Origin of the sequence: Methanoregula sp. (genome assembly GCF_049518935.1) — an archaeon.
GTDB lineage: Archaea > Halobacteriota > Methanomicrobia > Methanomicrobiales > Methanospirillaceae > Methanoregula.
The window spans coordinates 65,003-87,629 of record NZ_JBEKRH010000006.1 but is presented as its reverse complement, the minus strand read 5'-3'; the positions used below and the strand labels follow the sequence as shown (position 1 = coordinate 87,629).

The following is a 22,627-nucleotide window of genomic DNA, read 5'->3' as shown; positions in this document are numbered from 1 at the left end:
TCGTTCTGTGAACAATCTGACATGAAATTTATAACCATATAAGGTTTTTCATTTTTTATCCAAGATGGATAATTTCTGGGACTAAGTACCTATATTCTATTACCATATCAGGTTTTCCACTAATTTCCATATGTTTATCAATTATACAAATAGAAATTAACAGACATGACATTAGATGAGGGCGCAGAAAATACTATTTCTAATAAATTCCCCGCCGCCTTCCAAAATAGATCTTTTTCTTACCATATCGATATTGAATCAAAATTGAATGATTTACTTATTGCAAAAATAATGAATGAGAAATCGGGCGTTGTAAATATAGTGGAAAGAAAGGGTCTGAACCTATATCATCCTTTTATTAATAGAATTCTAGAAAGACACACAATTTCATCATATTGTGTCAATCGATCCGAATCTTATACCGTCGTAAAGAAAATTTCACGCGACCTTTCACTGATATTAGATATAAAATTTTTTTTGAGAATCCGAAAAAAAGGATATCTATTAACTGATGCTGTCGACGAAGGAAAAGACATTCGGGATATAGACGAAATCTTAAAACACGATAATATAAATCTCTCTTTAGTATGCGGATACGTATGCAAAGATAAGAATCTTGGACAATTAAAAGCGCGTTATCCAAATGTCACATTTGAATTTGTTCATAGATCTGAAACGGATGACGCTTACTGGAATGAAATTACTCATCTAGTACAGCTTTCTCATACTAGAATGGAGCCTTTGGATAGAGATCATTGTTTCCATGTATATAGATTTAAAAGGGAATTAACAAACCCTCAATCTCTTGAAATTTTTGTGAATTTTTTTCGAAACAGTATTGGTATTCCTTGTATTTTTGAGAAAGATACAATTAAACCGTTCGACGAGAGAATCGAAAGTTATACAGCTTATTTTGATGATGTCGATCTTAGTCCTCTGTATAACAAATTGCAAATGCTCCAATCCCCAAATTTTAGTATAATTGCATTTTATTTCCGATTAAAATTTGACGTTGATCGAGGCCTAGTTAGAATTCTTCCATATTTCGAAGTAGATGTGGATATGAAAAAATTGGTGGCCGATGAATTTTTTTGCTCTAAATTACCTCATCTTTGCTGCCCAAAGAAAAATTTGTTAAAAAGCCGTCTCAATACTCGATGCGTGCAATGTATTGAGAATAATTTGGCATATGTACTGTTGAATAGTATTGAAGCTCAATTTTCAAACGATCCACTTACGAAAGGTTATCGCATGAGTCTTGTAGCGAATCATTATCCTTGCAGTTCTTTTTAAAATCAATCAAGATTTGATAAGATGAGATCATTTCATTAAAGCCGCGAAGCTCATTACATGATTTTACGAGGGGTTCTCGATTCTGATGTGGAATATATGCGGCTGGTGAAAAGAAGGCCAGTTTCGAGGGAGGTTCGGTAACAATCGGCATGATTAATAGTGATAAATTCCCTATCATTATTGGTTAATTGGGGTATGGAGATATGATCGCCGGGTGGAGATGTCATGATTAAATTTCCACAATCGGTTTGTAATTTATCATGTAAGATTATTAGTGATTTTTCTTGAGAGAGCTACGCATCCACGGCAGGGGTGGCCAGGGGTCTGTCACTGCTGCCGAACTAATTGCCGTCGCCGCGTTTGAAGGCGGCGTCTTTTCCCAGGCATTCCCGGCATTCGGTGTCGAGCGGCGCGGGGCCCCGGTGCAGGCATTTGTCCGGTTCAATGACAAAAAGATCCGGCTCCGGAGCCAGGTTTATGAACCTGATTACATCATCGTCCAGGACAGCACGCTGATCAAGGACGTCAATGTGTTCATGGGGGTCAAACCCGGCGGCATCGTGATCGTCAACACCGAAAAAAAGCCGGATTATAAAGTGCCTGAGGGTGTGAAACTCATCACAATTGACGCAACATCAATTGCCCTCAAAGCGATCGGGCTGCCTATCACTAATACATCTCTTATGGGTGCGTTTGCAGCAGCCACCGGAGAGATCCAGTTCTCTGCGCTCGAGAATGCACTCAGGCACCGGTTCCCCGCGGAGCTTGCGGCCAAGAACATAGAAGCAGCGCGCCAGGCATTCAACACCGTCAAAGGGGCTGCATAATGGCACTCGCTGTTGGCTGTCGGGCCCGGCCGGGAAAAGCCGGGGATAACAAAACAGGTTCATGGCGCGTATTCAAGCCCCTCTTCGATCGCGAGAAATGTTCGAAGTGCGGCATGTGCCAGACCCTCTGTCCGGAAGGATGCGTACACGAGGAAGCGGAAGGGTTCTTCGACCCGGACTATACCTACTGCAAAGGCTGCGGGATCTGCGCCGCGGAATGCCCGAAAGAGGCGATCACCATGAAACAGGAGGAGAAGTAAATGTTGGAGATTACCGAGGGGTCACATGCGGTGGCGGAAGCGGTCAGGCTCTGCCGCCCGCAGGTGGTCTCCGCATACCCGATTACCCCCCAGACCCATATCGTTGAGGCATTGGCGGATTTTGTTGCAAACGGTACGCTTGATGCCGAATATATCACCGTGGAAAACGAATTATCGGCACTCTCAGCCTGCGTCGGCGCCAGCGCGGCAGGCTCGCGCACCTACTCGGCCACGACTTCACAGGGTCTTGCCCTGATGTTTGAGGTCTGTTTCAATGCAGCCGGCATGCGGCTGCCCATCGTCATGTCCATCGCGAACCGGGCCATGGGTGCACCACTCTCGATCTGGAACGATCAGCAGGACTCCATCTCGCTCCGGGATTCAGGCTGGCTCCAGTTTTATGCGGAGGATAACCAGGAGGCAACCGACCTCCACTACATCGCATACCGTGTTTCAGAAGATCCCGCGGTTCTCCTCCCCTCGTTCGTGTGCTTCGACGGGTTCATCCTCTCGCACACGTATGAACCGGTCGACATGCTCTCGCAGGAGGATGTAGATAAGTACCTCCCGAAGTTTGCGCCGCCGGAACGGCTCGATGCAAAAGATCCGGTCAGTTTCGGGATGTACGCAACACCGGAATATTATCTCGAATTCCGGTACGAGACTGACAAGGCCCTCAAGGGCGCAAAAGACATAATCGCACAAGCCGGAAAGGAGTTCAAATCGCTCTTTGGCAGGGATTACAATGCACCAGTCGAAGGATACTCTCTCGAGGATGCAGAGACCGTCATCGTAGCGATGGGATCCCTCTGCGGTACGATCAAGGATGCAATCGATGAGATGCGCGCCGAAGGAAAGAAAGTCGGCCTGCTGAAGATCCGCCTCTTCCGCCCGTTCCCGACAGAAGAAGTAGCAAAGTTCCTCAAGGGAGCAAAACGCGTTGCCGTACTGGACAAGAACATCTCCCTTGGCGCAAAAGGAGCGACGGTTCTCGAAGTGAAGGACGCGCTCTATGGATCCACAATCCCCGTCAAGGGGTATGTCCTCGGGCTTGGGGGCCGCGACGTGAGAAAGAGGGATATCAGGGAGATCATCTCGCTGGTCGAGAAGGGGCAGGGCGATCAGTTTTACGGCCTGCGCAGGGAGGTGCTCTGATCATGGCATGCAAGACCTGCGAACTGTTCGACTCGGGCCACCGGGCCTGTGGCGGATGCGGTGCGGCACTGGCCGCGCGGCTGGTAACAAAAGCGGCAGGGACAGAGACCATTGTCGTCTCGTCAACAGGATGCATGGAAGTCTTCTCCACACCGTATCCCGAAACCGCATGGAAAGTCCCGTGGATCCACTCGCTCTTCGAGAACGCCGCTGCGGTAGCATCCGGTATCGAGGCTGCGCTGAAAAAACAGGGCCGGAAAGAGAAGATCGTCATTATGGCCGGTGATGGCGCTACGTTTGATATCGGTATGATCTGCATCAGCGGCGCCTTTGAACGCGGGCACGACTTCACCTATATCTGCTATGACAACGAGGCCTATATGAACACCGGCATCCAGCGCTCAGGCGCAACTCCCTACGATGCCAGCACCACCACGAGCCCGGCAGGTTCCCACTCATTTGGCAACAAACGCCCAAAAAAGGATATGCCGGCGATCCTTGCAGCGCACGGGGCCCCTTACGTGGCAACCGCATCGATTGCGTATCCTGCCGACCTCATGCAGAAAGTCGAGAAAGCGATCAACACACCAGGACCCTGCTATGTGCAGGTCCATGCACCGTGCTGCACCGGTTGGGGCTTCGAAGGCGAACAGACGATCGCCATTGCGAAACTTGCCATCGAGACCGGCCTCTGGGTAAACTTCGAGATGGTCGACGGGAAGGTTACCCGGGCAAAGAAGGTTGTCCGGAAACCGGTTACCGAATACCTCAAAACCCAGAAGCGTTTCCGTCACCTGTTCAAGCCAAAACAGCAGGATGAGGAAATTGCCATTATACAGGCAATAGCAGACCGAAACGCGGAGAAATACGGGATAGATATCAAACTCAAGAAAGAGTAAACGAATATACAGTCCCATTTTTTATCCCGATACATTTCCAGATTCAGAGAGGGTCGCAATTCACGTTTCCGGCATACATCATATCTGTCCTGAAAAGATTATATTTCACGAGTAACCGATTATTCCCGATTTAAATCGGCATATTTATTTAAAAAAACGAATTCCGGAGTACCTATGAAATATCCTCTCGCATTTTGTACAAGCCTTCTCCTCCTCGCGGTCCTGTTCGGCGGCTGCACAAGCCAGGCCCCCCAGTCCACCGCAACTCCCGTTGCAACAGCTGCACCCCAGCAGCCGGCCCTGACAACGGTACAGGTCTCTGCCGCCGCTGCTCCAGCCATCACCGGAACCACATGGACACTCGGATGGTTTGATAACAATAACGGAGTCTGGTCAAAAGTAGCCGAAGGCAGTACCATCACTGCCACTTTCGGGGCAGATGGGAAAGTGAGCGGGTCCAGTGGGTGCAACCAGTACAGCACGGTTTACCACCTCGGCACTGACCCGAAGATCTGGATGCAGAGACCCGATGTCCCGTCACAGGTCTGCCAGAGCCCCATCGGTGTGATGAAACAGGAATCTGCCTATGACACAGATCTTAGCTGGGCACAGGATTACTCAATAACGAACAACCAGCTGCTGATGTTCGACCAGACCGGCAAGAAAATCCTGCAGTTTGATCCCTCATAACGACAGAGACAAAAGATTATCCCTCACATGAAAAACAAGGGATCTTCTTTTTAGGGTGCTCTCATATCAGGCTCTTTTTTCTCCCGGGTTTTCTGCCGGGATCCGGGCAGAATAATCAACAATGTTAATAATCCCAAGGTCGACATTAGTAAGTTACCGGGCTCGTGGTCTAGTCGGTTATGACGTCGCCCTTACACGGCGGAGGTCGCCGGTTCGAATCCGGCCGGGCCCATCATTTTTAACAAAAACGGGTGCGAAAAGCACCTGGTTAATTCACCACGGATAAAAAATTCCTGGTACATTCATACCGAAAAAGGTTATTTTCTCACAACCTGCACGAGCGTGATCTTCAGGGTCAGGTTCTGACCTGCAAGGTCAGAATTCCCGTCCCATGTGACCGTTGTTGGGGTAATATTGATGATCCTCACATGTGCGACCGCATTATCGGACTTCCGTGTTATCTGGTAATCCTGTCCCACAACAAATGTTGTATTCGATGGCAGTGAAGACAGGTTTACCGTCTGGACAAGCGAGGGCTGGTAGGCGCCAAAAGCCTTTTCCGGGGGCAGGATCACCGATTTTGTCTCATTCTGCTGCATACCGATCACGGCATCCGGAAGGCCGTAGGGAATGGTCTCCGTCTGCCCGATGGTAAATACAAAGGGTGTTAAATTCAGGTTGGAGTCTATGACGGTACCGTTATCGAGAGTCCCGGTATAATAGATCGCAACGGTGTCCCCGGTTTTTGCAAAAAACGGGTTGAAAAAATAAAACAGAATTCCCGCAATGACAACCAGCACGACTGCTGCAACCATCGCATACTGTTTCATTTTTTTATTGCGGGCAGCAACTGCAGTCTTCCCTTTCTCCTTCTCTGATTTCTTCATGTGATACTCCAGTATCAAGAACTTATGACCATTATATACTTCTCTTTTCCGCTCATCTGACACCACGAAGGAATACAAAACCAGTACCAGTTTTTTGTCACACATGAGGAAACTGACACGGGAAGTACTACCACAATTGCACGGTATTTATACCTCCAGAACGAATGTAGTGGTGTTCACCATGTCTGATGAAGTCAGAATCGCAGACGTCCAAGGGAAAAAAGTCCAGTGGGATCCTGCGCAGATGCGCAAGATTCAGGAGCATCCCTGTTTTTCCGAAAAAGCATGCCACAATTTCGGCAGGTGCCATATACCGGTCGCTCCCAAATGCAACATCCAGTGCAATTACTGCATCCGGGACTTCGACTGCGTCAATGAGAGCAGGCCCGGGGTCACGACAAGGGTGCTGAACCCCGATGAATCCATGGAGATGGTCAAGAAAGTCGTGGAGAAGTACAACTACATTAAGGTCGTGGGAATTGCCGGGCCCGGGGATCCGCTTGCAAACGAGGAGACATTTGAGACCCTCAGGCGCCTGCATGAGCAATATCCGAACGTGATCAAGTGCATCAGCACCAACGGCCTCCTGCTTCCCGACAAGATCGACCTCCTGCAGAAATACGATGTCGGCAATATCACCGTGACGCTCAATGCGATAGACCCGGAGATCGGTGCAAAGATCTACCAGTTCGTGAATTACAAGGGGAAGCGCTACGAAGGACTCGAAGCGGCAAAACTGCTCCTCTCCCAGCAGATGAAAGGGATCGAAGAAGCAGTGAAGAGGAACATGATCGTGAAGATCAACACGGTCTATATCCCGGGCATCAATGAGGACCATATCCCTGCAATCGCAAAGAAAGTCGGGGAAATGGGCGTTTATACGTTCAACCTGATCCCGCTCATCTCCCAGTATAAGTTCGCCAATATCACCCCGCCGACACCGGAAATGAAGCGGAAGATGCAGGATGAGTGCGGGAAATATGTCAAGCAGATGCGGCACTGCCAGCGCTGCCGTGCTGATGCAATCGGCAAACTCGGCCACGATGTCCAGTCGTGCATGTACGAGAACAAGTAACTGTTTTTTGTAGTGCGGGCCAACATTCCCGTTTTTAAAAAGAAGGGTATACTTATGGCGTCAGGGACGCAAACGGCTGGTTCGAGGATCCGGTCTTTGACTCCTCACTGATCATATGGTCCATCTCGTCAAGGATAAGCTGGAGTGAAGGAGGCACGGCCGAGTCTTCGGTATTCACGGTTTTTCCATGATAGGTGATCGTGTAGTGAATGAAATCAGCTCCATCGCGCCGTGAGGTGTAGTTCTCCTCGAGCAGGGAATACTGTGCTTCAGAGAAGAGCGCGGTGATCCGATCGAGGTCCGTCTGGTTCAGGAAGAGTTCCCGGTTAATAGTCCGGCTCGAAAAAACTGCGGCACCATTATCAAAGATGACCAGGCGGTCATCCAGACCGGCGATCCCACCAAACCGGTGGTAATCAAGCATAATCAAGGGGGGGGTAGGCTTAGCTACCGGAGGAGTCCTGACCCCGAGGCACCCGGCTGTTACTGCCGCTACCAGGAGGAAAGCAATGAATACGATAATCCATTTCCTTATATACATCACACCTTGCAGGGTACCAGTGTCGCAGGCTTTTATTAAATCTGGAGCACGTCGGATTTTACCGATTTACCTGCTGCCTTGCGATCGGGGAGCACATCTTCAAGCGCGGCAATGAGACTGTCAACTTTCTCGTTGTTGAAGGCGGCCCTGAATGCGGCGATCTCGGCAGCATTCATGATCATGATGCCTTTCTTCTTCATCGGGAGGCCGTTGGAACCCAGGGGATTGATATCAATCGCAAGGGAGGCCGGCCGGTTCTTGGTGGCCGGCAGGCGGATGATTGAGACACCCTTCACCGAGGTGTGCTTGCGTTCCCAGTCCTGGCCTTCTTCTATGAATGTCCTGAGGGTTTCTGTTAATTCCATAACAAGAACTATTGATTTATATATTAAAATGCTATTCGTTCCGATGCGAAAGTAACGGGTCGGCCGTTTAAGCGATCTCCGGCAGGAACCCATGGATTGCATGTACCGGGGTATTAAAGATCAGGGAAATTTAATTGAGTACACACAAAGTCAGGGAGAATTTTCATGCCAGTCCTTTCCATCCCACGCGGCCAGCCGTTCTCGCTCGAACAGACACTCCAGTGCGGCCAGGTATTCCGGTGGGACCGCGCTGCTGACGGTACATGGACCGGCGTTGTTGGAAATTCCGTGATCCATATACGCCAGAACGGCCGAAAACTGACGTTCGAGGGCGCTTCTGAAAAATTCATCCGGGAATACTTTTCGCTCGATATGGATCTTGGGCCGGTCATCGCATCTATCGACCGCGACCCCTTCATCCATACCGCGATCAGGTCCTGCAAAGGGCTCCGCCTGATCAGGCAGCCGAAATGGGAATGCCTGGTCTCGTACATCTGCTCCACGAACTCGAATATTCCGGCCATCCGGAAGCGGATCGCGCATCTTTCAGAGCAATTCGGGGATGCGATAGAGACCGATGACGGGACCTGGTATTCGTTTCCTGATCCTTCCGCCCTCTCCTGCAAAGGCAGCAACGCACTGGACACCTGCAAGCTCGGGTACCGCTCCCCGTATGTGTTCAAGACTGCCTGCCGGATCGATGACCTGGAATCCTGGGAGGCAGCGGTTTCCGCACTGCCGTACGATGAAGCCAGGCGTGAGCTGATGCACTGTGCCGGAGTCGGCCCCAAGGCGGCGGACTGCATACTTCTCTTTGGATTCCAGAAATACGAGGCGTTTCCGGTGGATGTCTGGATCCGCCGGATCATACAGCGGCAGTACCTCCCGGAACTCAGTACAGGTTCACCGCTGACCGGCCGGGAGTACGATGTGATCCGCCGTTTCGCCAGAATGCATTTTGGGGAATACTGCGGCTATGCACAGGAATACCTGTATGGGGCACGCGAAGACTAAAAAAAGATTTATAGCTGATATTGCTGCTGGATAGGTGCCGGTATGAAAATTATGTTCCGATATCCCAGCTGCAGCTGTATTTCTGCTGCTCTTTACTGAGTTTATCGATGGAGAGCCCGAGCGAGGAGAGCTTGAGGTTTGCCACGTCTTCATCGATTTCGTTTGGCACTTCATGGACGCCGGCCTTGAGTTTCTTTCCGTTCTTTGCAATGTACTGCGTACAGAGCGCTTGGAGGGCGAAGCTTAAGTCCATCACTTCGATCGGGTGACCCATGCCCTTGGGGGTGGCAAGGTTAACGAGCCGCCCCTCGGCAAGGACGTGGACTGCCTTGCCCTTGAGCATATACGTGTCGATGCCGTCCCGCTTGACAGTCTTGTCGGCATGCTTCTGGAGCCATTCAATATCGATCTCCACGTTAAAGTGGCCGGCGTTGGAGAGGATCGCACCCTCTTTGAGTTTTTTAAAGTGCTTTTCGGCAATAATGCTCGTGTTGCCTGTTGTCGTTATAAAGATGTCCCCGATTGCGGCTGCCTGCTCCATAGTCATGACCATGAACCCGTCCATGTGCGCTTCGAGCGCCCTGCGCGGATCGATCTCGGTGACGACCACCTTGGCACCAAGGCCATGCGCCTTTCGTGCAAGACCCCTGCCGCAGTAGCCGTAGCCGGCAACTACTACGTACTTCCCGGCGATCAGGGTGTTTGTCGTAATCATGATCGAAGAGAGTACGCTCTCCCCGGTTCCATGAACATTGTCAAAGAAATGCTTCATGGGGGTGTCGTTGACTGCAACCACCGGAAATTCAAGCTTTCCCTCGGCCTCCATTGCCCGGAGCCGGTGGATACCGGTGGTGGTCTCCTCGCAGCCGCCGATAACTTTCTTCAGAAGATCGCGCCTCTTAGTGTGGATATAATGAATGAGGTCCATCCCGTCATCGATAGTGATGACGGGTTTTGCATCGAGGACCTTGTTGATGGCGTCGTAATATTCCTCGACCGTACAGGCCCGCTTTGCATAGCAGTGGACATTTTTCACATGGTTCAGCGCCTCTGCCACATCGTCCTGCGTGGAGAGCGGGTTGCACCCGGTGATGTGCACCACCGCCCCTCCTGCGGCAAGGGTGGAAACGAGGTTTGCAGTCTTTGCCTCGACATGGAGCGCCATGCCGATCGTTATCCCGTCAAAGGGCTTCTCCTTTGCAAACTGTTTTTTTATGGCGGCAAGGACCGGCATATACTGCGCGGCCCACTCGATCTTCAGTTTTCCGGTACTCATGAAACATCCTCGTGGGCGGTACCTGCAGGAGGTCCCGTCCCGGTAGTATCTACCCTATCAGTACGCACCGCAAGTTACATAAAAACTTGCAGGAACCAGCGAAATTTTTGGGTATAACTAGAGAGATTTTTCTTCCCTAAAAATCATCAGCACATCTTTTAACGCTCTTGGGGGCTTTGGCAATTCCTGCCTCCGCCCCCGCCGCTGGGGTATCTCCAAATAGAGATAACTCCAGAACAGGTAATTCCCTCAAGCATCGCAAAGCGCAGGAGCGGTCCGGGGAGACAGGCACGGTCCCCTCCATCGCTATTTATTCTCCATATTTATTCTCCAGTTTATTGAAGATCTATATTTTCTTTTGAGCCAAATTTTTCTCGATTTTCCCCGACGAACAGGATCTGTAGAAATATAGATGTGTCTTGCCTGCACAGGTTGTATGAATGGTACTGACGAGACGGATCATCCCCTGCCTGGATCTCAAGGACGGCAGGGTGGTGAAGGGGACCAACTTCCTCGGGCTCCGGGATGCCGGCGACCCGGTGGAACTTGCCGGGCGGTACAACGAGCAGGGTGCCGATGAAGTGGTGTTCCTCGATATCACGGCATCCAAGGAGAAACGGGGCATCATCGTCGAGCTGATCCAACGGGCGGCCGACCAGCTCTTCCTGCCGCTGACTGTGGGTGGGGGACTCAAATCTCTCGAGGACATCCAGCAGATCCTCCGGGCCGGCGCCGACAAGGTGAGCCTCAACACGAGCGCTGTCCACGATCCCACCCTGATCACGAAAGGGGCGGAGGCTTTCGGTACACAGTGTATCGTGGTCGCGATGGACGTGCGGCGTAATTTCAACCCGAACGGGAAGGCCATCCCTGTCCTCCTCGAAGACGGGCGGACATGCTGGTACGAGGTGGTCATCTACGGAGGGAGCAAGCCGACCGGCATCGATGCAGTTGCCTGGGCGAAGGATGCGGAGGAACGTGGTGCGGGCGAGATCCTCCTCACCAGCATGGAGACCGACGGGACCAAGAACGGGTTCGACATCGCCATTACCTCTGCGATCTCTGACGCTGCCGGGATTCCCGTGATCGCAAGCGGTGGTGTAGGCACTCTCTCACATTTCTACGAGGGATTCACAAAAGGAAAAGCGGATGCATGCCTCGCTGCAAGCGTCTTCCACTATGGGGAGTTCACCGTCAGGGATGTAAAAGAGTATCTCAGAGCACGGGATATCCCGGTACGGCTCTGAGATCGAACTCGAACGCTGCCACGGAGTGCTCCAGTTCAAACGCGGTCAGCACGGCGGGATGGATCTCGCCAAAGACCCCAATCGTTTTTCCGGCCACGATGATATCGCCCCGCCGGCCTTCGATGAACGCCGGGTCAGCCGATTCTTTCACTATATAATCAATAGACATCTCGTGCAGCACCGCATCGGCCGATGCGTAAGCCTCCGAGAAGTCGGCATCCGGGTGGGTGCTGACTCCCGATGCCTGCTGGTAGGTGTGGCAGGAATCCACTACGTCCCCGACCGTAAAGAGACGCTGCGGCAGCTCGCGGTGCCGGTTCAGGGCCAGAAATTCGAGGAGCAGGGGGAGGAGCTCGGTCCTGACCACCGTGTTCTCGATGCTGATCGGGTGCATGACATGGAGAACGCCAGGGTGTTCCGGCCGCTGCATCTTCGTATAGAGCACATCTTCGCTCGTCAGCGTGAACGGCATCACCTCAAGGTACCCGAGGCCGCAGAAGGCCTCTCGGGCAAGGGCCGCGTTGACCTGCACCGGGTGGGGTTTTCCCACCGTGAAAGTTTTCGGCGGCAGGTCCTGGATCTTGTCGTAGCCATAGGCAATCGCCACGTCTTCGAATAGATCCCAGTCGTGCATGATATCGGCCCGATAGCAGGGTACCTGGATCTTCACCTTGTCTGAACCCGACGGTTCTGCACCAAAACGCATCTTCCGGAGGAGCTCGGCCATCGTCGCCGCGGTCAGGTCGAAACCAAGCAGTTTTGAGCATTCCGCCACACTCACGGTCCGTTCCGCTGGGGCAAGCGTCGGGGTCTGCACGCCGGCGATCTCAACGCTCTCGATCGTCGCGCCCGCTTCGGCCATTGCCGTGCAGATAATGTTGACGGCCACGCCGACCGCCCGCTTGTCGGTGCCGGTCGTATCGAGGAGGATGTTTTTGGTATCTATCGTCACCCGGGTCCGCTCGCCGTTAATGATCGGCGGGAAGGAGAGAACGTGGTCGTCATCGTCCACGATCAGCGGGTAGAGCGGGAAATCCTTCACAATCTTCGCGTAGTCCCGTCCCTTTGGGTGCTTCTCGAGGATCTCCGTCATCGTCATCTTCTCCGTGAAATCGAGCGGGATGAAGCCCCGGCTCGGACGGGAGGCAATGTAGTGGAACGGGGGTTTGACCGTATCCATATCGTGGATACCGATCGCAACCTTGCTCCTGCCCCTGCCGACCGCCCAGTGGAGCGACTCCTGCAGGGACATGATGCTCTGGATCGACTCGTCATCGAACGAGACCCCGCGGATGACTGCTGCGCCGAGCACGGGGCGGATGGTTGCAAGCTGGGGATCGATGGTGAACTTTATACCGGACGGTTTTACCGGGTACGTCGGCAGGCCTGTCTCGATCCCGAGATAGCCCCGCATTGCCCGGGCTACCCCTTCCGGACTGAAGAGGTCGGGTCGGTCCGGGAAGAATTCCACATCGGCGTGATCCTCTTCGATCCGCTCTACATCCGAACCGATGAGGGCGACCTTGTCGAGGATCGTTTTTTTGTCGGTGCGGGTGAGGCGTTCGAGGTACTTGTAAGGGAGAGTGATGACTGCCATGTCAGATACCTCCCTTGTTCTGGCGCAGTGAAGGGGTTTCGCGGAGGAACGCCACGTCGCTCTTATGCAGGTAGCGGAGGTCCTTGAGACCGAGGCGGAGCATCGCGATCCGGCTCACGCCGAGCCCCCATGCCAGGACCGGGTAATTTATCCCGAGCGGGGCAGTGACTTCCTCGCGGAAGACGCCGGCGCCGCCCATCTCGATCCAGCCGATGCCCTCGACGTACACTTCGGCATCAAGGCTGGGCTCGGTATAGGGATAGTAGGAAGGCTTGAACCGCACGCCCTCGAATCCCATCCGGTGGTAGAACTCGCGGAGGATCCCGAGCAGGTTCCCGAACGTGACACCTTCATCCATTACGATCCCTTCGAGCTGCTCGAACTCGGCAAGGTGCGTTGTGTCGATGGTCTCCCGCCGATAGACCCTGCCAATGCAGAAGGCCTTGACGGGCGGGTTCGGGTTCCGGGCCAGGTGCTGGATGGATACGCTCGTCGTGTGGGTGCGGAGCACGCACTGCTCGGCCTTCTCCTCCTTCCAAGCGCCGCCCCAGCCGGTCGAAGACGTATCGCCGCCGGAGATATGCATCGCCTTCACCTTCTCGTACCCCGGCGGAAGCGGAAGGGTCTCCCGGAGGTAGAAGGTGTCCTGCATCTCGCGGGCCGGGTGGTCCTGCGGCTGGAAAAGGGCATCGAAGTTCCAGAACGACTGCTGGACTATGCCGCCATAGAGTTCCTCGAATCCCATTTCGAGAAGGATCTCCCGCATCTCGGCAATGATCCGCTGGTAGGGGTGGATCTTGCCGGGGTACGCCTTCTTCGGGAGTTTCGAGACATCGTATTTCCGGAGGTTTGCCGTCTTCCATGACCCGGAGAGGATCTGCTCGCGGGTGAGAGTGCCTGTCTCTTCACGGAGGTCGAGGCCTTTCTTTGCGAGCGCAAACCCTTCGGGCGTGATGGCGATGACGTACCGGACGGTCTCGGACTCCTGCAGGATTCCGCGTTTGATCAGATCCTTTGTCTTCGAGTTATTTGCTGACGGGTTTCTGAGGGCAAATTCATCCGCTTTGATGGATGATCCAGATGTCTCGTTATCCTCTCCGAGTTTGAGATCCGGTTTTTCTATCCGTAAAGTGCCTTCTTTAGTAATGGATAGAACTTTTTCTACCAAGGCTCCATTTACTTTCACGAGCCCTTTCTTTCGCAGCTGGCCAAAACCAATCTTAAACGCATCATGCTTCTGGAGGTCGGCCAGCTGCGTTCCCGGGTGGATAAAACGCAGAAGCTGCGTTTCGGGAAGCCCGTCCTTCAGGTACGTCTTCCCCTCGTCTGTGTACACAAACTCCTTCGATACGATCCGTTCAACCGTGGCAAGCCCCTTGTCCCCGGCCAGGTGTGCCCATTGCACCACCGCTTCCTGCGTTGTGTCCAGCAGGTCTGCAAGATGCGGGGCATCGGCCTTCTCTTCTTTCCCGAGCACTGCAAGCAACCGTTTCTCGTTCTGGGTCAGTTCTGCCATCGTCACACCGTGATTTTGTCTGCTGCTGCATCCATCTTCTCGCGGAAGTCTTTCAGGAATGCGACTACCCGCTCCGCCGTATCCTTCTTGCACTGGCCGCAGGTGATCTCCCCGGCCGTGCACTTCCGCCGGATCTCCGCAAGCTCTGTATCGTCAGTAACCATGTGGAAGAGGTTGAGGAGATAGAGAGAGCACTTGTCCGGCTCACCGCCAAGCCGTTTCTGCTCTTCAAGGGTCATCCTGCCACCGGTGATCCCGCTCATTACCTTCTTGCGCACCACTGCTTCGGGCTCGTAGAACGAGATGATGCTCTCCGGGATGCTGCTCGACATCTTGCCACCGGTCAGCCCGGGCATGAAGATATGGTACGTGGACGAGGGGGTGAAGAATGCATAGCCCCCTTGTGCCCGCTCGATCTCACGCACCTTCGTCTTTATATCGGCGCATCCGCCATCCCTGATATCAACATGGCCCTCGTATTTCTTCGCGTGCGGGAACGCTTTCTTGACCGCATCAAGTGCGGCATCAGGTGCATTCTTGGACCTGACGCTGATGTACCCGTCGCGCTCTTCAACCGTGAACATCCGCATCTTGTGGGCAACCCCGCGGGTGAGCCGGATGTGCGGATCCTGGTCAACCCCGACCGGAACAACCGTCGGCGCCGGTTCCCGGTCGATCTGCGGGTAGAGGATATCCGCGACCTGCATGATCACACTGTCCGCATGGGCCAGGTCGGTGTCGGGACCGAACCCGTAGATCGCCGAGAGCTCCGAAAAGTTCACCTTGGTCGCTGCTTCGAAAGCGAGATCCTTGAGCCGGTCGTTCCTGCTCTGGAAGTAGGTCTGCCCTTCAAACCCGAGTGCATACAAGCAGGACAGGTATTCCTTCCCGTACTCATTGCACTTCTCCCACGAGAGGCCGCGGACCGCGTGGGCTTCCCGGTCGGCGATCGTGATATAGCCGTTGCCGCCCTGCTGCACATGCCAGACCACTTCCTTCATGACCATAAGGTGGCCGAGATGCGGGTGGCCGCTTGGCATGAACCCGGTGAGGATGTGGAACGGTGATTTGTTCTTTATTGCGTGGGCGATCTGGCCGTAATCGCGGTGGCCGACCACGATACCCCGCCGCATGAAGTACGGGACTTCCGGAAGTTCCGGGATGACCGGGGCTATCGGGTCGATCCCGAATTCGGCAAAGGTTTTCCCGATATCAAGGGACGGCGTGCTTGACCAGGGGTTGATCTGCGGTTCCTGCATGATTTAGCTCACAGCTTGATCCGTGCGAATTCCACGAACTGGATTCCGGATGTATGTACGGCGCCAAACAACATCTTCTTTTTGACACTGTGTGCCATCCGCACGGAGCGGGAGATGAGGCTCATGGGCAGTGTCGCTTCCTTCTCAACGGCATGGACAAGAAGATCCGAGTGAACCGAGATGCCACAGTAGACCCGGAAATGATGCCCGAACTTGTAGCCGGTCCTCGGGGTGAACTTATGATCCCGGAGCTCGGTGTAGACCGCGTGCTTGCCGTTAAGCTCCCGGTCAGTCTCGCTCGCCAGCGCAAGGAAAGCCTCAGGGCTTACCGCTTCGTTCCCTTTCATCAGCACAATATGCTTCCGGCTCATGAGATAGAGGAGTTCGACCGGGGAAAGCAGCAGTCGTTCAGGATCGAGCCGTTTCCCGTATCCGCCGTGTTCGAGATCCGAATTGGCCGGTACCCGTACCATTGCGGACTTACCGGTCAGCATCGCATCGTGGCTGGAGATTAACGGGACCTCATTGCAGGCATCCGCCAGCTTCTGGAGCTTGATCTCGTAGTAGGTGAGCTCCTCTTCGTCATCCACTACTGCAAGGACATATTGTTTGCGCATGTTCCGGGAGGCAACAACCTCCTCGATCAGTTTCCCGAAATGGATCGGGTCCCGCTCTGAAAGCACACGCACGAGGTACAGCGACTCGCCGGTCCCGGGTTTCTCACCCCTGCGGAAGACCCGGAAATCATGCGGTCCGGTCTGGACCACGTAACCCCGTTCCCGCAGGTCGCGGTACACGAGAAAACTCCGCATGAAATTACGCTGGTCGGCAAACTCGGCAAAGAGCGTATCGAAATTGTACCCGTCCACCTCGATCTTCTGGCGGTGGAGGAGATAGAGTGCTTCCTGCGGGGAAAGCCGGAGACCGTCCGCTTCCGGCCGGCCGTACCCGCTCTGCTCGTAGAGCTGGCGCCCGTCCTTTCCCACGCGGATTATCGTGCCGTCAAATGCTGCCTTCACTGCCTGATCTATTGTGCCCGGAGGGTTATAAGAGCGCGGGAGAATGAGGCGCGGGTTTTTGCGCGACTGGCTTCCCCTCAGCGAAATCCTTATGTATCACAATAATTCCGGACAATGGCATTAAGAGGGGTCGAATCGAATCTGTATAGTCAGATTGTATCTCATAAGTATGCTTAATTGCACGTCCCCGAGAATGACTTCATTCCGGGATATTTGGGTAATACACTAGGTACATCGATCACCCAACACCGGAATCATTTTGGAAGGCCAATACAAGCGGCGGAAAAATGATGGTGCATCGTTTCAGCGACCACGGATGCCGACAAAAGGACCAACTCAACCTCGCGGGTTTTCTCCCGCGGTCTGAGGTCAACGGTCCCGGCAGCCGGGCGGTCGTCTGGGTGCAGGGTTGCCCGATCCGGTGCAGGGGTTGCTTCAACGAAGCATACTGGCCCTTTTCTCCCGCGAACATTATTGCTGTCGACGAGCTCGCGTCCCGTATAACAGCATTACCGGATATTGACGGGGTCACCTTCTCCGGTGGCGAACCATTCGCACAGGCAGGTCCCCTTGCCCAGCTTGGCGATCGGATCAAAGAAGCAGGTCTCACGCTTGTGACCTACACGGGGTTCACCCACGATCAGCTCCTGAGAGGTCGCCGCCCATCCTGGGTCCACCTCCTGGCCATAACCGACCTCCTCATTGCAGGACCCTACATCGACAGCCTGGCGTGCACAGGGATGTACCGGGGGTCATCGAACCAGCAGGTCATCCCCATAAGCGGAAGGATTGCTCCGGTGTCCGGGGGTCAGGAGGGGCATGGCGGCAGGGTGGAATTTACGATCGGGACGGATGGCAGCATCACGACCAGCGGTTTTCCGGAAAAGCCGCTCGTGGAGCAGCTCGCATGCCGGTGCAGGGAAGCGTGAGACAATACATGTCGCATTTCAGCCGTATCAGGACAAAATTCCGCCACCGCCAGGCCCTGGTAGAGTGCCTGCAGGGCCTCGGGTATAGCGTGGAGACGGATACCACGGTCAAAGGATATCACGGGCAGCACGATGTGGAGATCGCTGCCCGCAAGTCAGGGGGATACGGTATCGGTTTTGTGAAAAATCCCGATGGCAGCTACGATATGGTGGCAGACCTTTGGGGCGCCGGCAGCAGGACCCGGGATACAATGGCAGAGGAACTGGATGTACAGTCAGGAATAATCCAGAAGGCCTATGCAAAAAAGATGGTGCTCGAACAGGCCAGGGCCGACGGGTTTGACGTGGTCTCACAGGTCGAGGAGAAAGACGGGACGCTGCGGATCGTTGTCAGGAGGTGGCAATAGATGGCTCAGCAGGAACCGGATTTTGCCCGGAGGCTCAACATCTCGCTCCGGGCCCGGGTGACCCTGATCGTTGTGATCACCCCGGAGGAGGAGCGGGTCGTCTCCCGGATCCGGGAAGTCTGCGAGACATGGGATCCCCCCCGCCAGTGCATTGCATGGGACAGTGTGGACGGCTTTGCCGTGATCGCCGGCAGCAGGAGTTTCCTTGCCCAGTCCCGCGATCCGCTTGCGGCACTCGAGGACGTGGGGAAGACCGACGAAAACGCCGTGATCATTCTCAAGGACTTCCACGAGTACTGGAATACACCGCAGGTCAAGCGCAGGATACGAAACTTCTCGCAGCAGTTCCGGTACAACCGGCGCACGATCGTAATCGTGACACCCTCCCACCGGGTTCCGGACGAGATCCGGGACGAGGCGGTGACCATCCATTTCCCGCCGCCCGGCGCGGCCGAACTCTCGGCAGATCTCGATCTGCTGCTCTCAACGAGCGGCATCACGAGCACCCTCTCGCAGGGAGGACGGGAGAAACTGATCCAGGCAGCCCTCGGCATGACCCTCAACCAGGCACGCCGGGCCTTCTCCAAGGTGATCGTCACGGGCGGTACTATCGGCGACAACGATATCGATGCAATCATCGCAGACAAGAAAGATATCCTCAGTTCCTCCGACGCCCTCGAGTTCTACAGCTACACCGAGGCCCCGGAGAATGTCGGGGGCCTCCTTGTCCTCAAGGACTGGCTGCGCCTGCGCGAGCGGGCATTCACGCAGGACGCACGGGAGTACGGCCTTCCTGCCCCGAAAGGGATTGCCCTGATCGGGATCCCGGGAACGGGAAAGAGCCTGACGGCAAAGATGATCGCCGATCTCTGGCACCTGCCCCTGCTCAGGCTGGACGTGGGCGCCCTCTTTGGCAGCCTCGTCGGGGAATCCGAGGAGAGGACGCGGAGGGCGCTTGCCCTTGCTGAGGCGATCTCCCCCTGTATCCTCTGGGTGGACGAGATCGAGAAGGCATTTGCCTTTGGCAGCGGGGACGCGGGAACGAGCCAGCGGGTCTTTGCCCACCTCCTCACCTGGATGCAGGACAAGACCGCCCCCTGCTTTGTCGTGGCCACGGCCAATAACATTGCGGCACTCCCGCCGGAACTGCTCCGGAAAGGACGGTTCGATGAGATCTTCTTCCTCGATCTCCCGACATGCGAGGAACGCAGGGAGATCTTCTCCGTGCACCTCAGGAAACGCCGGTGCATAACCGCAGAGTTTGATCTCGGCCTGCTTGCAACGGAGAGCGAAGGATACGTGGGAGCAGAGATCGAGCAGACCATCATCGATGCGATGTACCGTGCCTTCAACGAGAACATGCGCAAAGTAACAACAGATGACATCCTTCTCTGCATGAGGACGCAGGTCCCCCTCTCGATCTCCCAGCGGGAAACGGTCACCGCGCTCCGGGCATGGCTTGCCGAGGGGAGGGCCCAGTCCGCGTCCCGCCCACCGGTTTCTGTCCCGCCTGAAGGAAGAGCGATTGCACTGGAAGCTTTTGCTCCCCGGCTCCCGTGAGAGAGATGCAGCTCCCTGTCCCCGTCCCGTTCATAGGCCCGCTGCTGGCCCGGCGCAGTGCGAAAAAGATTGCAGGTGCAGCCCGGGACGGGGGGCCCGCTGCCGTCCGGGAACTCTGCCGTATACTGGTGGATTCTAATGACGGAGTGATACAGGAAACCGCCAAGTCTGCCCTGAGTGCACTCACCTCACAGGAAACGGTTGACATTTTCTGCAGATGGGTAATTGATACAGGAGACCTGCATCCCCGGCTCGTGGAGATTGCCGTACACCAGGAATATGCGCCGTCATCTCTCCCGGCACGGGCACTGTTTTATGCGGCAACCGGGCAGAAAGACTGCCTCGCGGCCATCGACAGCGGGTCCCGTCACCCGCTTCTCTCTGAGGGGTACCGTCAGGCAGACCTGCCCACCCGTAAACGTATCCTGATGGCAGCAGACGCAAACGGGATGGTTGCGATCTTTGCCCATGCCCTCCTGGGAGATCCTGCGGCCGGAGATCCTGCCGCATGGTCGGGAACTGAATGGGAGACGGTAATCACCGGACTCATAGAAGAACGTGACCGGGATGTCCTCTGGCCGCTGCTCTTCTCTGCTCCCCCATCCCTTGCAGTACGATCCCTCCATGCCCTGCATGCCGGAGAATGGCAGCCCCGGGCGGTGGATCGGCATCTCTTCAACGATCTGGTAACAGCCCTTCCCGAGGCATGGGACTACCCCCTCCCGCAAAACCCGGCCAGCCTCACTCTTGCGTGCCCGGACAGCCAGTGCCTGAAGCTGGTTTTCTCTCAGGATGGCTCGCTGCTCGCGGGTTCTCATTCTGACGGGACGATCTCGGTCTGGCAGCTTGCGTCGGGCAGGCTTGTTTCCCGCTGGTCCGAAGGAGGGGGTCTTGTGGGAAACCTGATCCTCTTGCCGGATACGGGCAGTCTCGTTTCCCTCAGTGACGAGGGAATACTCCGGTGCCGGCATATCCCGGACAGCACCGTGCGCTGGTCATACGATGATCCTCTCCATCGCATAACAAAAATACTTCTTTCCCCGGGTGGGGAAGACCTGCTGGCTGGGGATAGGGGAGGAATCGTATCCCTTGTGAACTATCGCACGGGACAGGTAGTAGAAGAGTTTGCGGGGTACCCATCGCCAGTCACCGCCCTTGCAGCTGCAGAGGACGGGAGGTCCATTGCCTCCGGCCACGGGGACGGAACTATCAGGTACTGGGACCGGAGAACCCATGCAAACCAGAGATTTTTTTCCGGTAGCAGAGACCGTGTCCTTACCCTTGCCTTCAGCAATGACGGATCCCTCCTGTTTGTACTGTCCGGACATGTACAACCTGCTGTCTGGAATGTGGTTACCGGTGAACGGGTGCTGACCTGCACCGGGTTTTCCGGTGCCCCTTCGGATTATGCAATCAACACGGCAGGGTGCCTGACCCTGGTCTGGGATGCCGGCAACATTCTCCAGCTCTGGCGATGGACCGAACCAACTCCCTGTGCCAGCATCCCGTTCTATAACCGGCGTCCCGGTAGTTGTGCAATTACCCCGGACGGCACCCGCTTCATAGCAGGATGCGATGACGGGACGATCAGGATCTTTGCATCGCAGGATGCACGGCTGATCCGGGAGTTCCGGGGCCATACCCGGCCGGTATCGGCGTGTGCCATCTCCCCGGACAGCTCCCTCCTTGCAACGTCTTCCTGGGACGGGACGGTCACGCTCCGGGACCTCCCCTCCGGTGAGATCCGCCGGACCCTCCAGCGACAGGCCGGCGCGGTGACTGCCTTTGGCATGACACCGGATGGGACCGTACTTATCGCGGCGACTGCGGACGGGATCGCACGGCTGTATTCCCGGGACGGGGGAACCCTGCTCCGCTCGATCGATCTGTACACACCGTCAGCAAAGGCCATCGCGGTCAGTCAAGACGGGAAGTACCTGGCCTGTGCAGGGAACGACGCCACGATCAGGCTCTGGAACCTTTTAACCGGAAGCCTGGTGGCGGGCCGGGAGCGGCTTGGTACAACCCTGCGTTCGCTTGCATTCACACCGGATGGTTCCCTGCTGGTATCCGGAGGGTGGGACGGTCTGGTGAGGTACTGGCGGGTGCCGGACCTGCACCCGGCCGGCACGGGAAAGGGACATTCCAGCATCGTGACCTGCTGTACCATAACGCCCGACGGATCACAGGTAGTTACCGGCAGCAACGACGCGTCCATCCGCATCTGGAACCCGTCGGCAGGGAGATCCTCTGCAGTGATCCAGGAGGCAAAAACCGAAGTGAGTGCCTGCACAATCCTGCCGGACGGATCGCTTTTTGCTGCCGGGAGTGCCGAAGGGATGATCCAGCTGTACCGGCTGCCGGACGGAAAACCGGAGGGCACCATCCCGGTAGTTCCCGGCAAGATCACTGCCCTTGTATGTTCGCCGGATGGTGAGCTGTGCATTGCCGGCTATGAGAATGGGTCCCTTGCATTCAGCTCCCTGCCGGAGCGCAGGCTCATCCGTATCCTCCCGGTCCACACTGCGGCCATAAGCGGTATTGCCGTCATACCGGGAGGAGATTACATAGCAACGAGCGGGATGGACGGGATGGTCCGGGTCACCCGTCTCCCCTGGACAAAGAGCCTCTCGCATGCAACCCTCGATGAACTGCCATGGGTGTATGAGGAAACCACAGGGGACGGTGCAGCAATGAGATCGCAGTGGACATTCCTCTACCGGATGCTCGCGGGCAGGTTCCGCGGGGAGATCGGGATCTGCTCCCCGGCCCACGAGGCAGGACCATTCGATATCCAGATCGCGGGGTGAT

Annotated in this window: 21 protein-coding genes and 1 tRNA gene; 14 read left to right on the top strand and 8 right to left on the bottom strand. The window is 55.2% G+C overall.

The annotated features are described in order from the left end of the window. The first annotated feature begins 165 nt into the window (after positions 1–165). The 7 genes from ABSE13_RS06190 (at position 166) to ABSE13_RS06160 (ending at position 5,356) form a co-directional block, all read left to right on the top strand. Positions 166–1,293 (top strand): hypothetical protein, encoded by a 1,128-nt coding sequence (locus ABSE13_RS06190; protein WP_424027634.1) that lies wholly within the window; start codon positions 166–168, stop codon positions 1,291–1,293. A 284-nt stretch (positions 1,294–1,577) separates the two neighbouring features. Further along, positions 1,578–2,120 carry a pyruvate ferredoxin oxidoreductase subunit gamma gene (locus ABSE13_RS06185; RefSeq protein ID WP_424027633.1) on the top strand — a complete coding sequence of 181 codons (543 nt, stop codon included), beginning with the start codon at positions 1,578–1,580 and terminating at the stop codon, positions 2,118–2,120. Next, on the top strand, positions 2,120–2,380 hold the full coding sequence (locus ABSE13_RS06180; RefSeq protein WP_424027632.1) for a 4Fe-4S binding protein: 261 nt from the start codon (positions 2,120–2,122) through the stop codon (positions 2,378–2,380). The genes ABSE13_RS06185 and ABSE13_RS06180 overlap by 1 nt, the downstream gene beginning before the upstream one ends. Further along, complete coding sequence (gene porA / locus ABSE13_RS06175; protein ID WP_424027631.1) at positions 2,381–3,535, top strand: pyruvate synthase subunit PorA; 1,155 nt, start codon at positions 2,381–2,383, stop codon at positions 3,533–3,535. It abuts the gene before it with no gap. A 2-nt stretch (positions 3,536–3,537) separates the two neighbouring features. Then, positions 3,538–4,434, top strand: a complete 897-nt coding sequence (porB, locus tag ABSE13_RS06170; protein ID WP_424027630.1) for a pyruvate synthase subunit PorB — start codon at positions 3,538–3,540, stop codon at positions 4,432–4,434. A gap of 174 nt (positions 4,435–4,608) precedes the next feature. Beyond that, positions 4,609–5,124 (top strand): META domain-containing protein, encoded by a 516-nt coding sequence (locus ABSE13_RS06165; protein ID WP_424027629.1) that lies wholly within the window; start codon positions 4,609–4,611, stop codon positions 5,122–5,124. A gap of 158 nt (positions 5,125–5,282) precedes the next feature. Continuing rightward, positions 5,283–5,356, top strand: a tRNA-Val gene (locus tag ABSE13_RS06160). An 85-nt stretch (positions 5,357–5,441) separates the two neighbouring features. Here ABSE13_RS06160 and ABSE13_RS06155 read toward each other — a convergent pair. Further along, positions 5,442–6,011 (bottom strand): FKBP-type peptidyl-prolyl cis-trans isomerase, encoded by a 570-nt coding sequence (locus ABSE13_RS06155; RefSeq protein ID WP_424027628.1) that lies wholly within the window; start codon positions 6,009–6,011, stop codon positions 5,442–5,444. A 181-nt stretch (positions 6,012–6,192) separates the two neighbouring features. On the opposite strand from ABSE13_RS06155, the gene nifB reads away from it, so the two are divergent. Continuing rightward, a complete protein-coding gene (gene nifB / locus ABSE13_RS06150) occupies positions 6,193–7,086 on the top strand; it encodes a nitrogenase cofactor biosynthesis protein NifB (protein WP_424027627.1) in 894 nt (297 codons plus the stop codon). A 52-nt stretch (positions 7,087–7,138) separates the two neighbouring features. Here nifB and ABSE13_RS06145 read toward each other — a convergent pair whose 3' ends face one another. Continuing rightward, the gene (locus tag ABSE13_RS06145) at positions 7,139–7,627 is read right to left on the bottom strand and encodes a hypothetical protein (protein ID WP_424027626.1); all 489 of its coding nucleotides are present in this window, start codon (positions 7,625–7,627) and stop codon (positions 7,139–7,141) included. Between the two features lie 35 nt (positions 7,628–7,662). Continuing rightward, positions 7,663–7,992, bottom strand: a complete 330-nt coding sequence (locus ABSE13_RS06140) for a hypothetical protein (RefSeq protein WP_424027625.1) — start codon at positions 7,990–7,992, stop codon at positions 7,663–7,665. 165 nt (positions 7,993–8,157) lie between these two features. On the opposite strand from ABSE13_RS06140, the gene ABSE13_RS06135 reads away from it, so the two are divergent. After that, positions 8,158–9,006, top strand: coding sequence for a DNA-3-methyladenine glycosylase family protein (locus ABSE13_RS06135; protein ID WP_424027624.1), 849 nt, complete (start codon positions 8,158–8,160; stop codon positions 9,004–9,006). A 49-nt stretch (positions 9,007–9,055) separates the two neighbouring features. Here the strand turns inward: ABSE13_RS06135 and ABSE13_RS06130 are convergent, their stop codons facing one another. Then, entirely contained in the window at positions 9,056–10,282 is a 1,227-nt protein-coding gene (locus ABSE13_RS06130; protein WP_424027623.1) for an adenosylhomocysteinase, read from the bottom strand. A 440-nt stretch (positions 10,283–10,722) separates the two neighbouring features. On the opposite strand from ABSE13_RS06130, the gene hisF reads away from it, so the two are divergent. After that, complete coding sequence (gene hisF, locus ABSE13_RS06125; RefSeq protein ID WP_424027622.1) at positions 10,723–11,529, top strand: imidazole glycerol phosphate synthase subunit HisF; 807 nt, start codon at positions 10,723–10,725, stop codon at positions 11,527–11,529. Here hisF and pheT read toward each other — a convergent pair. From pheT to endA, 4 genes are read right to left on the bottom strand one after another with little or no spacing between them, the layout of a single operon-like run. Continuing rightward, positions 11,498–13,126 carry a phenylalanine--tRNA ligase subunit beta gene (gene pheT / locus ABSE13_RS06120; RefSeq protein ID WP_424027621.1) on the bottom strand — a complete coding sequence of 543 codons (1,629 nt, stop codon included), beginning with the start codon at positions 13,124–13,126 and terminating at the stop codon, positions 11,498–11,500. The two genes, hisF and pheT, sit on opposite strands and share 32 nt — an antisense overlap. Position 13,127: 1 nt before the next feature. Further along, complete coding sequence (gene pheS, locus ABSE13_RS06115; RefSeq protein ID WP_424027620.1) at positions 13,128–14,642, bottom strand: phenylalanine--tRNA ligase subunit alpha; 1,515 nt, start codon at positions 14,640–14,642, stop codon at positions 13,128–13,130. A gap of 2 nt (positions 14,643–14,644) precedes the next feature. After that, positions 14,645–15,901, bottom strand: a complete 1,257-nt coding sequence (locus ABSE13_RS06110; RefSeq protein ID WP_424027619.1) for a tryptophan--tRNA ligase — start codon at positions 15,899–15,901, stop codon at positions 14,645–14,647. 8 nt (positions 15,902–15,909) lie between these two features. Continuing rightward, a complete protein-coding gene (endA, locus tag ABSE13_RS06105) occupies positions 15,910–16,920 on the bottom strand; it encodes a tRNA-intron lyase (protein WP_424027618.1) in 1,011 nt (336 codons plus the stop codon). Positions 16,921–17,207: 287 nt separating this feature from the next. On the opposite strand from endA, the gene ABSE13_RS06100 reads away from it, so the two are divergent. Genes ABSE13_RS06100 through ABSE13_RS06085 form a run of 4 tightly spaced genes read left to right on the top strand, consistent with a single transcriptional unit; the run spans position 17,208 to position 22,626 of the window. Next, positions 17,208–17,849 (top strand): 4Fe-4S single cluster domain-containing protein, encoded by a 642-nt coding sequence (locus ABSE13_RS06100; protein WP_424027617.1) that lies wholly within the window; start codon positions 17,208–17,210, stop codon positions 17,847–17,849. 8 nt (positions 17,850–17,857) lie between these two features. Beyond that, on the top strand, positions 17,858–18,256 hold the full coding sequence (locus ABSE13_RS06095) for a DUF1257 domain-containing protein (protein WP_424027616.1): 399 nt from the start codon (positions 17,858–17,860) through the stop codon (positions 18,254–18,256). After that, a complete protein-coding gene (locus tag ABSE13_RS06090; protein WP_424027615.1) occupies positions 18,257–19,816 on the top strand; it encodes an AAA family ATPase in 1,560 nt (519 codons plus the stop codon). 5 nt (positions 19,817–19,821) lie between these two features. Further along, the gene (locus ABSE13_RS06085; RefSeq protein ID WP_424027614.1) at positions 19,822–22,626 is read left to right on the top strand and encodes a WD40 repeat domain-containing protein; all 2,805 of its coding nucleotides are present in this window, start codon (positions 19,822–19,824) and stop codon (positions 22,624–22,626) included. Position 22,627 lies beyond the last annotated feature (1 nt).

Bases quoted from the DNA above. Each gene is read 5' to 3' on its own strand.
- ABSE13_RS06190 (WP_424027634.1), top strand. From the start codon at position 166: ATGACATTAGATGAGGGCGCAGAAAATACTATTTCTAATAAATTCCCC.
- ABSE13_RS06180 (WP_424027632.1), top strand. From the start codon at position 2,120: ATGGCACTCGCTGTTGGCTGTCGGGCCCGGCCGGGAAAAGCCGGGGAT.
- porA (WP_424027631.1), top strand. From the start codon at position 2,381: ATGTTGGAGATTACCGAGGGGTCACATGCGGTGGCGGAAGCGGTCAGG.
- porB (WP_424027630.1), top strand. From the start codon at position 3,538: ATGGCATGCAAGACCTGCGAACTGTTCGACTCGGGCCACCGGGCCTGT.
- ABSE13_RS06165 (WP_424027629.1), top strand. From the start codon at position 4,609: ATGAAATATCCTCTCGCATTTTGTACAAGCCTTCTCCTCCTCGCGGTC.
- ABSE13_RS06155 (WP_424027628.1), bottom strand. From the start codon at position 6,011: ATGAAGAAATCAGAGAAGGAGAAAGGGAAGACTGCAGTTGCTGCCCGC.
- nifB (WP_424027627.1), top strand. From the start codon at position 6,193: ATGTCTGATGAAGTCAGAATCGCAGACGTCCAAGGGAAAAAAGTCCAG.
- ABSE13_RS06145 (WP_424027626.1), bottom strand. From the start codon at position 7,627: ATGTATATAAGGAAATGGATTATCGTATTCATTGCTTTCCTCCTGGTA.
- ABSE13_RS06140 (WP_424027625.1), bottom strand. From the start codon at position 7,992: ATGGAATTAACAGAAACCCTCAGGACATTCATAGAAGAAGGCCAGGAC.
- ABSE13_RS06135 (WP_424027624.1), top strand. From the start codon at position 8,158: ATGCCAGTCCTTTCCATCCCACGCGGCCAGCCGTTCTCGCTCGAACAG.
- ABSE13_RS06130 (WP_424027623.1), bottom strand. From the start codon at position 10,282: ATGAGTACCGGAAAACTGAAGATCGAGTGGGCCGCGCAGTATATGCCG.
- hisF (WP_424027622.1), top strand. From the start codon at position 10,723: ATGGTACTGACGAGACGGATCATCCCCTGCCTGGATCTCAAGGACGGC.
- pheT (WP_424027621.1), bottom strand. From the start codon at position 13,126: ATGGCAGTCATCACTCTCCCTTACAAGTACCTCGAACGCCTCACCCGC.
- pheS (WP_424027620.1), bottom strand. From the start codon at position 14,642: ATGGCAGAACTGACCCAGAACGAGAAACGGTTGCTTGCAGTGCTCGGG.
- ABSE13_RS06110 (WP_424027619.1), bottom strand. From the start codon at position 15,901: ATGCAGGAACCGCAGATCAACCCCTGGTCAAGCACGCCGTCCCTTGAT.
- ABSE13_RS06100 (WP_424027617.1), top strand. From the start codon at position 17,208: ATGATGGTGCATCGTTTCAGCGACCACGGATGCCGACAAAAGGACCAA.
- ABSE13_RS06095 (WP_424027616.1), top strand. From the start codon at position 17,858: ATGTCGCATTTCAGCCGTATCAGGACAAAATTCCGCCACCGCCAGGCC.
- ABSE13_RS06090 (WP_424027615.1), top strand. From the start codon at position 18,257: ATGGCTCAGCAGGAACCGGATTTTGCCCGGAGGCTCAACATCTCGCTC.
- ABSE13_RS06085 (WP_424027614.1), top strand. From the start codon at position 19,822: ATGCAGCTCCCTGTCCCCGTCCCGTTCATAGGCCCGCTGCTGGCCCGG.